The sequence below is a fragment of the Methyloversatilis universalis EHg5 genome (genome assembly GCF_000378945.1).
GTDB lineage: Bacteria > Pseudomonadota > Gammaproteobacteria > Burkholderiales > Rhodocyclaceae > Methyloversatilis > Methyloversatilis universalis_A.
Window position 1 is genome coordinate 3,470,668 of record NZ_KB900539.1, and the last position, 13,523, is coordinate 3,484,190.

Annotated in this window: 13 protein-coding genes; 12 read left to right on the forward strand and 1 reads right to left on the reverse strand. The window is 69.0% G+C overall.

The features are described from left to right. Window position 1 precedes the first annotated feature (1 nt). Window positions 2-592, reverse strand: a complete 591-nt coding sequence (locus METUNV2_RS0115865; RefSeq protein ID WP_018230458.1) for a tetratricopeptide repeat protein — start codon at window positions 590-592, stop codon at window positions 2-4. Between the two features lie 134 nt (window positions 593-726). On the opposite strand from METUNV2_RS0115865, the gene METUNV2_RS0115870 reads away from it, so the two are divergent. The 12 genes from METUNV2_RS0115870 to METUNV2_RS0115920 all read left to right on the forward strand — a co-directional run bounded on the left by METUNV2_RS0115870 (window position 727) and on the right by METUNV2_RS0115920 (window position 13,521). Beyond that, on the forward strand, window positions 727-2,202 hold the full coding sequence (locus METUNV2_RS0115870) for a lipopolysaccharide biosynthesis protein (RefSeq protein WP_018230459.1): 1,476 nt from the start codon (window positions 727-729) through the stop codon (window positions 2,200-2,202). Beyond that, window positions 2,195-2,992 carry a polysaccharide deacetylase family protein gene (locus METUNV2_RS0115875; RefSeq protein ID WP_018230460.1) on the forward strand — a complete coding sequence of 266 codons (798 nt, stop codon included), beginning with the start codon at window positions 2,195-2,197 and terminating at the stop codon, window positions 2,990-2,992. The genes METUNV2_RS0115870 and METUNV2_RS0115875 overlap by 8 nt, the downstream gene beginning before the upstream one ends. A 160-nt stretch (window positions 2,993-3,152) precedes the next feature. Next, window positions 3,153-4,109, forward strand: coding sequence for a glycosyltransferase family 2 protein (locus METUNV2_RS0115880; protein WP_018230461.1), 957 nt, complete (start codon window positions 3,153-3,155; stop codon window positions 4,107-4,109). Next, window positions 4,106-5,053, forward strand: coding sequence for a glycosyltransferase (locus METUNV2_RS0115885; protein WP_018230462.1), 948 nt, complete (start codon window positions 4,106-4,108; stop codon window positions 5,051-5,053). Before METUNV2_RS0115880 ends, METUNV2_RS0115885 begins: the two co-directional genes overlap by 4 nt. Window positions 5,054-5,061: 8 nt before the next feature. Beyond that, window positions 5,062-5,961 (forward strand): glycosyltransferase family 2 protein, encoded by a 900-nt coding sequence (locus tag METUNV2_RS0115890; RefSeq protein WP_018230463.1) that lies wholly within the window; start codon window positions 5,062-5,064, stop codon window positions 5,959-5,961. Window positions 5,962-5,982: 21 nt separating this feature from the next. Then, window positions 5,983-6,933, forward strand: coding sequence for a sulfotransferase family protein (locus tag METUNV2_RS0115895; protein WP_018230464.1), 951 nt, complete (start codon window positions 5,983-5,985; stop codon window positions 6,931-6,933). Continuing rightward, window positions 6,930-7,823, forward strand: coding sequence for a glycosyltransferase family 2 protein (locus METUNV2_RS0115900; protein WP_018230465.1), 894 nt, complete (start codon window positions 6,930-6,932; stop codon window positions 7,821-7,823). Before METUNV2_RS0115895 ends, METUNV2_RS0115900 begins: the two co-directional genes overlap by 4 nt. An 8-nt stretch (window positions 7,824-7,831) precedes the next feature. Then, the gene (locus tag METUNV2_RS0115905; protein ID WP_018230466.1) at window positions 7,832-8,680 is read left to right on the forward strand and encodes a glycosyltransferase; all 849 of its coding nucleotides are present in this window, start codon (window positions 7,832-7,834) and stop codon (window positions 8,678-8,680) included. Next, on the forward strand, window positions 8,677-10,338 hold the full coding sequence (locus METUNV2_RS0115910; RefSeq protein WP_018230467.1) for an asparagine synthase-related protein: 1,662 nt from the start codon (window positions 8,677-8,679) through the stop codon (window positions 10,336-10,338). Before METUNV2_RS0115905 ends, METUNV2_RS0115910 begins: the two co-directional genes overlap by 4 nt. Window positions 10,339-10,372: 34 nt before the next feature. Next, on the forward strand, window positions 10,373-11,068 hold the full coding sequence (locus tag METUNV2_RS20165; protein ID WP_232415689.1) for a glycosyltransferase: 696 nt from the start codon (window positions 10,373-10,375) through the stop codon (window positions 11,066-11,068). Beyond that, complete coding sequence (locus METUNV2_RS20170) at window positions 11,068-11,604, forward strand: glycosyltransferase family 4 protein (RefSeq protein ID WP_018230468.1); 537 nt, start codon at window positions 11,068-11,070, stop codon at window positions 11,602-11,604. Before METUNV2_RS20165 ends, METUNV2_RS20170 begins: the two co-directional genes overlap by 1 nt. A gap of 48 nt (window positions 11,605-11,652) precedes the next feature. Continuing rightward, complete coding sequence (locus METUNV2_RS0115920) at window positions 11,653-13,521, forward strand: asparagine synthetase B family protein (RefSeq protein WP_018230469.1); 1,869 nt, start codon at window positions 11,653-11,655, stop codon at window positions 13,519-13,521. Window positions 13,522-13,523: the final 2 nt, after the last annotated feature.

Below are 13,523 nucleotides of genomic sequence, written 5' to 3' on the forward strand. Positions count from 1 at the left end.
CTCAGCCTGCGCTGACGCCCAGCTCTTTCAGCCGCAGCAGTATCTTCTTCTGGTCGCCCAGCTTCTCCCTGGCGTCCTGCAGCACCTTGATCGCGTCCTGCTTGCGACCCTTCGCGACGTGCACGTCACTGAGGAAGGCCCAGGCATCGACCAGATTGGGATCGATCTCGAGCGCAGCTTCGAAACGCTCCCGCGCATCGTCCGGCTGGTCGGCGAGCACGAAACCGCGCCCCTGGGTCACCAGCGCCTCGGCGCGCAACGGGCTTTCTTCCGGCGCGTGCTCAAGAAAGTAGGCGGTTTCGGACACCGTCGCGTTGGCGAAGAAACGCCGGCGGTTCTTGTCGGTGTAATTGGCGTAGGCCAGCGCGACCGCCTTCATTCCGAAACAGTAGTGGTGCACGTGCAGGAAGGACGCCGCGCCGATCTTCTTCTCCCAGACCGGGATCATGAGCTTGCTCTTGTTGTCGAGCCGGGCACGGCAATACTGCGGATACATCGCGAAATCACTGTCTTTCCAGGTCGTCGCCTCACCGGCCCACACGCCCCCGGACACCAGGCACGCGGCCAGCAAGGTCTTCCAGCGTACACCCATCGTCTCACCCTCCAATGCTCTGAAACCGTTCCTGCGGCATCATACCGCCCGCCCCTCACCCCTCCCGTGACCCGTGCAACGGACAGACCGAGCGGGCTCGGCTACTGTCGGCAGGCTATGGACACCCCCACCTCATGAGCTCGGCCCAGTCTTTCCGCTCCAGTGTGCGCTGGCTCTTCGTCGGAAGCACCGGCAATCAGATCCTTGGCTTCCTGTTCGGCATCGTTCTGACGCGCCTGCTGGCGCCGGAGCATTTCGGCGTACTGCTCACCACCCAGGTATTCACCGGTTTCGCCGGTTTCCTCGCCGGCGGCGGCATGGGGCAGGCGCTGATCCGCTCCAAGGAAGCCACGCCGGACGACTACCGCAGCGTGTTCACGCTGCAGCTGGCGATCGGTACCGCGATCTATGCCTTCTTCTTCGTGCTCGCGCCGGCCTTTTCGGTCTGGTACGAAAACCCGATCTATACCGACCTGCTCCGGGTGTCGGCCCTGTCCTTCATCATCCGGCCCTTCGTTAACCTGCCCACCACGCTGCTCCACCGCGGCATGAAGTTCAACACCATCGCGCTGTTCAACCTCGGCATCCTGGTGGTCACCAACGTGCTGAGCGTGGTCATGGCCTTCGGCGGCATGGGAGTGTGGGCGCTGGTACTGGGCGGCCTGATCGGCTCGCTGGTGTCGGTGGTGGTGCTGCAGGTGATCACCGGCTGGCGGCCCGGCTTCACGCGCGACTTCAGCCGCGCCAAGCATCTGGCGCAGTACGGCGCGCTCACCTCGGCCACCGACATCATCTTCTACCTGCGGCAGCAGGCCAGTACCGCCATCCTGTCCTCCACGCTGGGTGCCGCCGCCGTCGGCCTCTACAACAAGGGCGAAAGCCTGGCCAAGATGCCGCACGGCTTCGTGACCGGATCGGTCTATCACGTGCTGTTCCGGGCCATTGCGGCGGAACAGGACAATCTGGACCGCTGCCGCTACCTGCTGTTCCGCAGCATCGGCCTGCTGGCGGTCTATCTGACCCCGCTCTACATCCTGCTGTTCTGGGTGTCCGATCCGCTGGTCGCCTTCGTCTATGGCGAGAAGTGGCTGGAATCGGCGCAGGTGATCGCCATCATCTGTCTGGCCTGGCCGGCGCTGCTGATCGACAACATGGCCGGTGCGGTGCTGGGCGCACAGAACTGGCTGCATTACGAACTGCCGGTACAGATCGGTGCCCTGGCGCTGACCGCGCTGGCGGTCTATGTCGGTCAGCATTACGGCATCGAGGGCGTGGCTGCCGCCATCGTGCTGGTGTTCTACCTGAGCAGCATCGTCATGTTCTGGCTGGCCGCGAAATGCCTGCGCGCGCGGATGCATGAACTGGTGCGCGCACTGCGCCCGGCGCTGCTGCTGAACCTTCCTCTGCTGGCCGCCAGCGGCGGTCTGTACCGGGTGCTGCTCGGGCCGGACGGGCGGCTGGACCTGACCGGCGCCATCGTGCTGACCGGCTTGTCCGGTCTGGCCTACGGGCTGGCCTTCCTGTTCGCACCGATCGAATCGCTGGCCACCGAACAGGCCCGCTATCGCGGCCTGATCACCGCCCTGATCCGGAGAATGCGCGGTGCTTGATCCGATTGCCAGCACGCTGGCCCGCAAGTCAGCGGGCCACGGCCCGCTGATGCTGATGTACCACTCGGTGACCGCAGACGGGCAGCCGGACTGGCCATGGGCGGTTTCGCTCGAACGTTTCGGTCAGCAGCTCGATCTGCTGTCCTCGCTCGGCTATCGCACCGCCACCATGGGCGACATTGCCAGCGGCAGGGTGTCCGCCTCGGACGGTCCGGTCGCAGTGATCACTTTCGACGACGGCTACGAGGACAATCTGCTGGCCGTCGAGGCGCTGCAGCGCCGCGCCATGACCGCCACCTGGTTCATCGTCAGCGGCGCCATCGGCGGCGAACCGGACTGGCCCTACGACGGCCGCCCGGCCGGGCGCATGATGGACGCGGCCGCACTGCGCGACCTGCGTGCCGCCGGCATCGAGATGGGTTCGCACACGGTGTCGCACTGCCGGCTCACCCAGGCGTCCGACGCCGATCTGACACGTGAACTGGCGGATTCGAAAGCCGTGCTGGAAGACGTGCTGGGCGACGAAGTCAGCAGCTTCGCCTACCCCTACGGCGACTGGGACGCGCGCTGCGCCGGCGCGGTCGAGGCCGCGGGCTACCGCCAGGCCTGCACCACCCGCACCGGCTGGGCACTGCGCGACGGCAATCCCTACACGCTGCGCCGGCTGACCGTGTTCAATCACGACACCGCGTCCACGCTGTGCCGCAAGCTGGTGCTGGCCAGCAACGACGGCAGCCTGGGCGCGCTGGCGCGCTACATGGTCCAGCAACTGCGGTCCAGGCTGGCCTGAACCGCGCCGGGCCGGCGCGGATGAGCCGAAATGCGCCCCAGCGCACGGCCGGGCCGCTTTTCCGCTTGATCGCGAAGCCGGCGCACCGCACCATGCGATGCGCCTGCCGGTCCGCCGGCCCCCTCCGCCAACCGCCACCCCTGCCGTCGAAACGCGTCGCATGAACCTGCCCCACGTATCGATCATCATGCCCTGCTACAACGCGGCCGCCCATCTGGCCCGCAGTGTCGGCAGCGTGCAGGCGCAGACCTTCGGCGACTGGGAACTGGTGGCCATCGACGACGGCTCCGCCGACGACACCGCCGCGCGCTTGGCCGCGATGGCGGCTGGCGACCCGCGCATCCGCGTATACACCCAGGCCAATGGCGGCGTCAGCCGCGCCCGCAACCGCGGCCTGAGCGAAGCACGCGGCCGCTGCATCGCCTTCCTCGACGCCGACGACGACTGGAGCCCGTATTTTCTGGCCCGCATGACAGCCGCGCTGCAGGCGCAGCCGGACGCAGTGCTTGCCTACTGCGGCTGGCAGAACATCGGACTGAGCGGCGGGCGGGGACAGCCTTTCGTACCGCCGGACTACGAAACCGCGGGCAAGCGCGAAACGCTGTTCGCCGGCTGTCGCTGGCCGATCCACGCCACGCTGACCCGGCGCGAGGCGGTAACCGCGGCCGGCGGTTTCGATACCGCGCTGAAAAATGCCGAGGATTATGCGATGTGGCTGCGCATCGCCGGTCGCGCCCCGATCACCCGGGTGGCCGAGGTGCTGGCCTTCTACCACTTCCATTCCGACACCCAGGCCTCGAGCGCGCACGCACGTGCGGCCCTCGACTTCGCCGATGCCCAGCTCGACTATCTGGCCGACCACCCCGATTTCCCGGCCACGCTGGGTACGGACCGGGTACGGCAGATGGTGTTCGGCACGCTGCTGACCCGGGGCAACGAGTGCTTCTGGAAGCGCAACCTGAAGGACGCGCGCCTCATCTTCAGGCGCGTGATGGCCGCCCGCTATGGCCGAGCGACCGACTGGCTGCGCATGCTGCCCGCACTGCTGCCCGAGCGCGCCTACTGCCGGCTGATCGGCACGCTGGATCGGCTCGGATCGATGCGCCCCGCCCGATGAAGATCACCTACGCCTTCTGCACCTACAACCGCAGCGCCCGGCTGCCGGCGCTGGTCGCCGCGCTGCGCGCGCAGCACTTTCCGGCACCGGCCGAACTGCTGGCGATCGACAACAACAGCAGCGACGACACGCCGGCGGTGCTGGCTGCGCTGGCCGACGCACCCGGCATTCCGCTGCGTGCGGTATGCGAACAGGCGCAGGGCATCGTGCATGCCCGCAACCGCGCGCTGCAGGAAGCGCTGGACAGCGACATCCTCATCTTCATCGACGACGACGAACTGCCGGACCCGGGCCTGGTGGCTGCGGTGCATCACGCCATCACGGTCGAGGGCGCGCGCTGCGTCGGCGGGCACATCGGTGTCGACTACACGCCGTCCACCCGGCCGGCGTGGATGAGCGACGAACTGCAGGCCTTCCTCGGCGAAGTCGATTACGGCAGCGAGGCCTTCTGGGTGACCGACGACAGTCACCCGCTGTGGTCCGGCAACATCGCCTACGACATGTCGCTGTTCCGCGATGACCCGGCGCTGCGTTTCGACCTGCGCTACAACCGCGCCGGCCTCGGCGTGGGTGGCGGCGAGGACGCGATGATGTTCCGCGAACTGCTGCGCCGGGGCACACCCATCCGCTACCGGCCCGACATGTCCATCCGCCACCTGGTGGACGACTGGAAACGCGAGCGGCGCTATTTCCTGCGCCTGCACTACACCGCCGGCCGGCGCTACGGCGCGCACCGGCTGGAACATGCGGGCACCCACCTGCTCGGCATGCCGCCCTGGCTGCTGCGCCAGCTGTTCGATCATGCCGGCCGCTGGCTGGGCATGGTGGCCGGCGCCCGTCCGGGCCGCCTGCGCCAGGCCATGAATGTCGCGCACACGCTGGGCATGCTGAACGGCTACCGCGCGCGCACCACCTCCTCCGACCCGTCGCGCTCCGGCGCCTGAGCTGCACGATGCCCACGCTCACCGTACTCATCTGTACACACAACCGCAGGCCGCTGCTGGAAAAGGCGCTCGCTTCGCTCGACCGCACCCGGCCGCCAGCCGGCTGGGCCGTGCGCATACACGTGATGGCCAATGCCTGCAGCGACGACACGCTGGACTGGCTGGCCCGCCGCAGCGGCCGGCTGCCGCTCAGCGTCGACCACGAACCGCGGCCGGGCAAGTCGAATGCGCTGAACCGCGCGCTGCCGACCGTCAGCGACGACTGCATCGCCTTCGTCGACGACGACCACCGCGTGGATGAAGGCTATATCGACGCGGTATGCCGCGCCTTCGACGCACGCCCGGACGCCGACCTGCTGTGCGGCCGCATCCTGCCCGACTGGGACGGCAGCGAGCCGGCCTGGGCACACGACACCGGCCCCTTCCGCATCTATCCGCTGCCAGTGCCGCGCTTCGATCTGGGTGACACGATGACCGAGGTGTCGCCGGACCGCGCCATTCCGGGCGGCGGCAATCTGGCGATACGCACACCCTGGTGCGCGCGCATCGGCGACTTCTCCACCGAACTGGGTCCGCAGGGCCACAATCTCGGCGGTGCCGAAGACATCGAGTGGGTGAAGCGCGGGCTGGCCCAGGGCGCGCGCCTGGTCTATGCGCCGGACATGATCCAGTACCACTACGTCGATGGCGCGCGGATGACCACCGGCTACGTGGTGCGCAAGGCCTTCATGCGCTCGTCCTCGGTCGCCCGCATCGAAGGCATCCGCCCCGCCGCCTACATGCTGCGCAAGGCGGCCGGCTATCTGGGCTCGGCCGCGCTGTCGCTGGCCGGCCACCGTCGCCGGCACTACCTGGTGCGCCTCGCAGCTGCGCTGGGCGAACTGCACGGCGCCCTCAAGAACCGCTGAACCGACACTTCCCGCATACCGATGCTGAGCAAACTCGCCAAACTGCGTGACCGCGAAATCGTCATCAAGAACCTGGTCGAACTGAAGCGCGACGCGCGCGGGCTGTGGTGGGACCTCACCCGCCCTGCCGCGAAGCCACCGGTGTTCCTGGTCGGCTGTTCGCGTTCCGGTACCACGGTCACCTTCGAAACCATCGGCGCCTCGACCGAACTGGTCAATCTCGGTTTCGAGATCCCGCAGTTCTGGAACGATCTGTACGGCCCGCTGAACAACGGCTGGCATTCGGAAGCCGCCGGCGCCGAACACGCGCGGCCGGAACACCGCGACGCCGCGCTGCGCTTCTTCTACCGCCGGCTGGGCGGCGGCCGCATCCTGGACAAGACCTGCATCAACGTGATGCGCATCGGCTATCTGCACGCGCTGTTCCCGGAAGCGAAATTCGTGTTCATCCAGCGCGACGGCCGCGACAACATCAGTTCGATGATCGACGGCTGGCGGCTGGGCCGCACCGACGGCGACTTCCACCTGTCGCAGTTCCTCGGCCAGTTCCCGGAGCCGGTGGCGATCAATCATGGTGAGTACACCGACTGGGCCTTCTTCCTGGCGCCCGGCTGGCAGGCCTACAACCACGCGCCGATCGAGGAGGTATGCGCCTTCCAGTGGATCAGCGCCAATCAGCTCGCGCTCGATGCCGCGGCGGCGCTGCCGGCCGACCGCTGGATACACCTGCGTTACGAAGATCTGTTCGAACGCCCGGTCGACATGTTCCGCGACGTCTATGCACGGCTTGATCTCGAATTCACCGCTGACATCGAACAGCGCTGTCGCACGCTGGACCAGCGCCCGACCAGCATCGTGAAGGGCAAGCCGGCCAAGGCGAAATGGAAGCAGCAGAACCCGGAGCTGATCGAACGCATCCTCGACCGCATCGCGCCGATGCAGGCGCGGCTCGGCTACGACAACCGGTCATGAGCGCGCCGACCGTCAGCGTCGTCATCCCGGCCTACAACGCCGCCTGGTGCGTGGCGCGGGCGATCGATTCGGTGCTCGCACAGACCCGCGCGGCGGACGACATCATCGTCGTGAACGACGGTTCCACCGATGACACCGCAGACGTGCTGGCGCGCTATGGCGACGCGATCCGCGTCGTCAGTCAGTCAAACGCCGGGCTGTCGGCCGCGCGCAATGCCGGCATCGCCGCCGCCCGCGGCGACTGGGTCGCCTTTCTCGACGCCGACGACTGGTGGCTGCCCGGCAAGCTGGCCGCACAGTGCGCGCTGATCGAAGCGGATCCGGCTCTCGGCTTCTGCGGCGGTGCTGCGCAGACCGTGGACGACGCAGGCCGCACGCTGGGCAGCTGGGACCCGCCGGCCAGCCGCGGCGACATTCTGGCCGACATCTTCACCGTCCATGCCACCGTGGCCGGCAGCGGCTCGGCGGTGATCGCGCGGCGCGCGCTGTTCGATCGCACCGGCGGTTTCGACACCACGCTGCGCAGCCTCGAAGACATCGACATGTGGATGCGGCTGGCTGCGGTCGCCCGCTACGACTGCGTGCGCGAGCGTCTGGTCTGCATCCTGCGCACGCCGGGCAGCATGAGCCGCAACCGCGAGGTGATGCGCAGCAGTGCGCTGCAGGTGATGAACAAGAACCGCGCACTGCTGCCCGCCGCGGCGCGCGGTGCCTTCTGGCGCAACGCGATGGCCGGCGTGCTGGCCGACTACGCCAAATGGCGCTATCGCGACGGCGAACGACTGGCCGGTCTGCGCGATCTGGCACACGCCTTCGCGCTGGCACCGCTGGCGCGCGGCCGCCTGCTCGCCTCGCTGGCGCTGGCCATGCTGACCGGCCGCAAGGTCTGATCGCCGACATGCTGAGCGTCGTCATTCCGGCTCACGACGCGGCGCGCTGGATAGGCGACGCGCTCGCCAGCGTGCGCGCGCAGCCGGTGCATCTGCCGGTCGAGGTGGTGGTCGTGACCGATCGCTGCCGCGACGACACCGCGGCCATCGCCCGCGCCGCCGGCGCCCGCGTGATCGACAGCCCGGCGTCGGGTGCGGCGGCCGCGCGCAACGCCGGTGTCGATGCCAGCCACGGCGCCTTCATCGCCTTTCTCGACGCCGACGACCTGTGGCCTGCCGACAGCCTGGGCGGCCGCCTGGCGCTGCTGGAATCGGTGCCGGAGGCCGCGCTGGTGTTTGGCGACTGCCGGCAGTTCGACGACGATGGTCTTGGTGAGCACCGGCCGCACCGGCACACGCTGTTCGAAAGTGGCGGACTGGACGCCGGCTTCTTCGGCCATCCGCAGCGGGTGACCGATCCGCTGACGCGGCTGCTCGATGCCGGCTTCATCACCACCGGCAGCGTCATCATGCGGCGCGAAGCCTTTCTCGCGCTGGGCGGCTTCGATCCGTCACTCGCGCTGGTCGAGGACCTGGATCTGTGGCTGCGCGCGGCCCTGCGCCACACCGTGCTGTGGCATCCCGCGCTTGCGCTGCTGCGTCGCCGTCATGGCGCCAATCTGTCGCGTAACGCGGGCGCGATGGCGCGCGCGCACATCGCGGTACTCGAAGGCCTGGCCCGCCAGCCGGATGCCGCCGCTCACCGCGCACGCATCGCCGCGCTGCGCAACCGGGCGCTGCGCGGACTTGCGCGGCAGGAAGCGGCGGCCCACCCGCTGCAGGCGCTCGGCCACCTGCTGCAGTCCCTGCGGTCATGAACGTGCGCGCCACCGCGGCCGGCCTGTTCGACCCCACCCGCAACACCCTGTCGCTGGATGCCGCGTGGGTCGCCGAGGGCCGGACCTGGATCGCCGGCGAACGTTTTCCGGGCGAGACGGCGGACGATCTGCTGCGCGCCGGTCACGCGCCGGGCGCCGATGGCCGCTACGCGCTGGTCGCCCACGACGTGGCGGCGTCCACGCTGGTGCTGGCGCGCGATCCGGCCGGATCGGTGTCGCTGTTCTGGCAGCGCGGGCGCGACGGCTGCATCCGCTTCGCCACCGACCTCGACGCGCTGCTGCGCAGTCTGCCGGACGCACCAGCGATCTCCCGGCAGGGGCTGGACGAATTCCTGCGCTTTCTCGACATTGCACCGCCGAACACGATCTACGACCGGGTGTATGCGCTGGAAGCCGGCCAGGCGCTGCGGCTGGCCCCTGCCGGCGAACGGCCGCTGCCGGCGGCGCCCGCACCAGCCCTGCCCGACAGCCATGCCGCCGCCTGCGACACGGTCGAGGCGGCACTGACCGCCGCCATCACGCGCCGGCTGGACGGCGCGCGTGCGCCGGCCGCCTTCCTGTCAGGCGGTATCGACTCGGCGCTGCTGTGCGCGCTCGCGGTACGCGCGGGCTTTCCGGTCACCGCCTGGTCAGCCGGCTTTGACGACCCGGTGCTCGACGAATCAGCCACCGCCGCGCGCATCGCTGCGCATCTGGGCTGTCGTCACGAAATCGTCCGGCCGGATGCCGCCGCGCTGGCAGCCGCCTTCGAGCGCGTCCATGCACGGGCCGAACAGCCCTTCTGCGATCCGGCCGGCATGCCCACGCGGCTGCTGTACGAAGCCTGCGCGGTACAGACCGATCGCGCGCTCGACGGCACCGGTGCCGAAGCGCTGGCTGGGCTCATGCCTGCGCGCTGGCGGCGCATCGCGCACGACCACGCAGCCCGTCTGCCGCGCGCGCTGCGACGCGCACTGGCCGGCGGCCTGCGCCCGCTGCCCGCGGTGGGCGGCTACGCCCGGCTGTTCGAATTCGACGTGGCCCAGGATCTGTACATCCGCTGGCAGGGCTTTCGCGGCGAGGACATCGCCCGCCTCACCGGCCGCCCGCCCGACCTGTCCGGCACCCGCTTCTACCGCGCGCACGCGGCACTGGCCGGCGCCAGTCACCTGAAACGGCTGTCGGTGCTGCAGGGCGAGGCCCAGCCGGACGACCGCATACGGCAGGCCGCACGGGCTACCGGACTGCGCGTGGACCATCCTTTCGGCGCACCTCAGGTCAGCGGCCTGCTGCGCGCGCTGCCGGAAGACTGGGCCTGGCAGCCGGGGCGCGAGAAGCGGCTGCTGCGCGACCTGCTCGCACGCCGGGTACCGGAAGCGCTCTGGGACGCGCCCAAGCGCGGCTTCAACATCGACCTGCCGCAGCTGATGCGCAAGGACGGTGCAGCGCTGGTGCGAACCTGGCTGAATGCAGGCGGCACGCTGGACGCCGCCGGTCTGGACACCACCGAAGTCGCGCGCTGGCGCGACCGCTTCCTCGCCGGCGACGACCACGCCACTCATCGGGTATGGGCCCTGATATCGCTGTCGGCGTGGCTCGGACAGCGCCACAGTGCGGCATCTGCCCGCGCAGCGGACACGATGCCTCGGCTACAGTGAGCGCCCGTCAAGCATCCCTCCGTTTCCGGCCGGCATGAGTCGTCTGCACCCTGCATCGAGCACCCGCCCCCCGGCGGCGCACACGTCAGCCGACGTGGCGTCGCCCAGACTGCCGCGCGTGCTGATGTACTCGACCTACTTTCCGCCCGAATTCAGCGGTGCGGCACAGCAGGCGCTGGTGCTGGCCCGGCAGCTGCGCGACCTCGGCCACCAGGTCGAATTCGTCACCGTGCGCTGGCACGCGCTGCCTGAGCGCGACATGGTCGACGGCTTCCCGGTCACGCGGCTCTACGCCGGACGCGGCAGCAAGCACCGCGAACTGCGGCTGTGGGCCAATCTGTGCGCCTACGTCTGGAAGCGGCGGCACGACTTCGACATCCTGCACAGCCACGGCGCCTATTACACGAATGCCATCGTCGGCCCGCTGGCGCGGGCGGCCGGGCTCAAGTCCATCGTCAAGGCCAGCCTGTCGAACGACGATCTGCACAATATCGGACGCACGCTGAGCGGCCGGCTGCACCGCGCCCTGCTCAGCCGGGTCGACGCCTGCGTGGCGATCAGCCGCGACCTGATGCGCGAATTCAGCGATTGCGGCCTGCCGCCGGAGCGCATCCACTATCTGCCCAACGGCGTGGATACCGCGCAGTTCACGCCCACCGACGACGCACGCCGGCAGGCGCTGCGCTCGGACTGCCGGCGGATGTACCGCTGGCGCTCTATGCCGGCGTGATGGACGGGCGCAAGAACATCGAATGGCTCGCGCGTCAGTGGGTGGAACAGGAGGGCTTCGGCACCGGCGCGCGGCTGCTCGCGGTCGGCCCGCAGAGCCGCGAAGACCCGGACGGCGCGGTGATTTCCCGGCTGCAGGCGCTGGCTGCGCGTGCACCTCGACTGTTCATGCTCAAGCCTCACAGTAGCGGCATGGAAAGCTATCTGCGCGCAGCCGATCTGCTGGTGCTGCCGTCGCATCGCGAAGGTCTGCCCAATGTGGTGCTCGAAGCCATGGCCTGTGGTCTGCCCTGCGTCGCGGCCGACGTCAGCGGCACGCGCGATCTGGTTCAGCACGGACGCACCGGCTACACCTACGCGCCGGACGACGCCTGCTCGCTCGGCCAGGCGGTGCGCGAAGCGCTGTCGCCGGCCGGCCGCGTGCTGGGCGAAAACGGCCGGCAGCTGGTGGAAGCTTCTTACGCGCTGTCGCAGGTGGCGAATGGCTACAGCCTGCTGTACCGGCGCCTGGTCGGAACGAAGAGTCGGAATGAATGACGTGCGCCGCGACATGAATGCGGCGTGCCGCATCGAAAGGGATGAACGATGAACAAGATCTGCGGATGGCTGGACGGCGGCAACGCATCGACGGTCGCGACGCCCGACCGTGACCGGGTGATCGAACGGATGGCGCAGCGCCTCGGCGGCCTGTCCGGCAGCACCGTCCAGTCCCGCATCGGCCAGACCGGTGCGGTGGGGGTGCGCAGCCTGCCCGGCCACATCGAACTGGGCAAGGACGGCGACCTGCTGATCGCACTTGCCGGCCAGCCGCGCTGGCACGACGCAGATCTGTCAGCGCGCGCCGCACACACCGGTTTTGCCCAGTCGCTGGCCCACGCCTGGCGCGAGCGCGGCAGCGCATTGCTGTCCGCGCTGCACGGCCGCTTCTCGCTCGCGGTGCTCGACTGCGCGCGCGGCGAAGCGCTGCTGGCCATCGATCGCGTCGGCGCGGAAGAACTGTGCTTTGCCCAGCGTGGCGGCAGCCTGGTGTTCGGTGCCACCGCCGACGCGGTGACCGCCCACCCGGCAGTGCGGCCGGACATCGACCCGCAGTCGCTGCACGACTATCTTTACTGCCACATGGTGCCCGCGCCCGCCACCATCTACCGCGGCGTGTCCAAGCTGCTGCCGGCGCAGTTTGTTCATCTGCGCAAGGGCGCGCTGGAAACCGGTTTCTACTGGAGCATGCCGTATGCCGACGACAGCGCCGATGACTACCCGCGCTACGCCGCGGAATTCCGGCACCTGCTCGAAGAGTCGGTGCGCGACGCCAGCGCCGGCAGCCAGGTCGGCGCCTTCCTGAGCGGCGGCACCGACAGTTCGACCGTGGCCGGCATGCTGGCCAGGACCGGCGGCGCCAGCCCGCACACCTATTCCATCGGTTTCGATGCCGAAGGCTTCGACGAGATGGAATTCGCCCGCATCGCGGCCAACCACTTCGGCTGCACCACCCACGAGTACTACGTCACCCCGGCGGACGTGGCGGCGGCGATTCCGAAGATCGCCGCCATCTACGACGAGCCCTTCGGCAATGCGTCGGCCGTGCCCACCTATCTGTGCGCGCGCATGGCCCGCGCCGACGGGCGCACCCGCATGCTGGCCGGTGACGGCGGCGATGAAATCTTCGGCGGCAATGCCCGCTATGCGGACCAGGAAGTGTTCGAGCGCTATGGCCGCGTGCCGGCGCCGCTGCGCATGCTGCTCGACGGCGTGTTCGGCCACCTGCCGGATGCGCTGGCGGTGGGCGTGCTGCGCAAGGGCCGCAACTACGTGCAGCGTGCCAACATTCCGCTGCCCGACCGCATGGAAGTGTTCAACCATGTCGAGCGCGAAGGTGCGGCCAGCATGCTGACGCCGCGCATCATGTCAGGCGTGAACACGGACCGGCCGCGCGCCATCGCCCGCGAGGTGTACGGACGCACCCGCTCGTCCGCCATGGTGAACCGGATGATGCATCTGGACCTGAAGCAGACGCTGGCCGACAGCGACCTGCGCAAGGTGTCGCGCATGTGCGAACTGGCGGACATCGAGGTGCAGTACCCGCTGCTCGACGAACGACTGATGGATTTTTCGGCCGTGCTGCCGGCCGACTACAAGGTGCGCAACGGCCAGCTGCGCTGGTTCTTCAAGGACGCGCTGAAGGACTTCCTGCCGCAGGCCACCATCACCAAGTCCAAACACGGTTTCGGCCTGCCTTTCGGACTGTGGATGCAGCAGGATGCCGCACTGGGCAGACTGGCGACCGACTCGCTCGACGCGCTGGTGCAGCGTGGCGTGGTGCAGCCCGCCTTCGTCCGCCAGCTGCTGGAACGCCATCGCAGCGAACACGCCTCTTACTACGGGGTCATGATCTGGGTGCTCATGATGCTGGAGCAGTGGCTGCAGGCCCACCCGGATGCCCGTCTGGAAAGCTGACC

Coding starts and splice junctions, on each gene's coding strand:
- METUNV2_RS0115895 (WP_018230464.1), top strand. CDS start 5,983: ATGCTGAGCAAACTCGCCAAACTGCGTGACCGCGAAATCGTCATCAAG.
- METUNV2_RS0115885 (WP_018230462.1), top strand. CDS start 4,106: ATGAAGATCACCTACGCCTTCTGCACCTACAACCGCAGCGCCCGGCTG.
- METUNV2_RS0115905 (WP_018230466.1), top strand. CDS start 7,832: ATGCTGAGCGTCGTCATTCCGGCTCACGACGCGGCGCGCTGGATAGGC.
- METUNV2_RS20170 (WP_018230468.1), top strand. CDS start 11,068: ATGGACGGGCGCAAGAACATCGAATGGCTCGCGCGTCAGTGGGTGGAA.
- METUNV2_RS0115880 (WP_018230461.1), top strand. CDS start 3,153: ATGAACCTGCCCCACGTATCGATCATCATGCCCTGCTACAACGCGGCC.
- METUNV2_RS20165 (WP_232415689.1), top strand. CDS start 10,373: ATGAGTCGTCTGCACCCTGCATCGAGCACCCGCCCCCCGGCGGCGCAC.
- METUNV2_RS0115870 (WP_018230459.1), top strand. CDS start 727: ATGAGCTCGGCCCAGTCTTTCCGCTCCAGTGTGCGCTGGCTCTTCGTC.
- METUNV2_RS0115865 (WP_018230458.1), bottom strand. CDS start 592: ATGGGTGTACGCTGGAAGACCTTGCTGGCCGCGTGCCTGGTGTCCGGG.
- METUNV2_RS0115890 (WP_018230463.1), top strand. CDS start 5,062: ATGCCCACGCTCACCGTACTCATCTGTACACACAACCGCAGGCCGCTG.
- METUNV2_RS0115910 (WP_018230467.1), top strand. CDS start 8,677: ATGAACGTGCGCGCCACCGCGGCCGGCCTGTTCGACCCCACCCGCAAC.
- METUNV2_RS0115900 (WP_018230465.1), top strand. CDS start 6,930: ATGAGCGCGCCGACCGTCAGCGTCGTCATCCCGGCCTACAACGCCGCC.
- METUNV2_RS0115920 (WP_018230469.1), top strand. CDS start 11,653: ATGAACAAGATCTGCGGATGGCTGGACGGCGGCAACGCATCGACGGTC.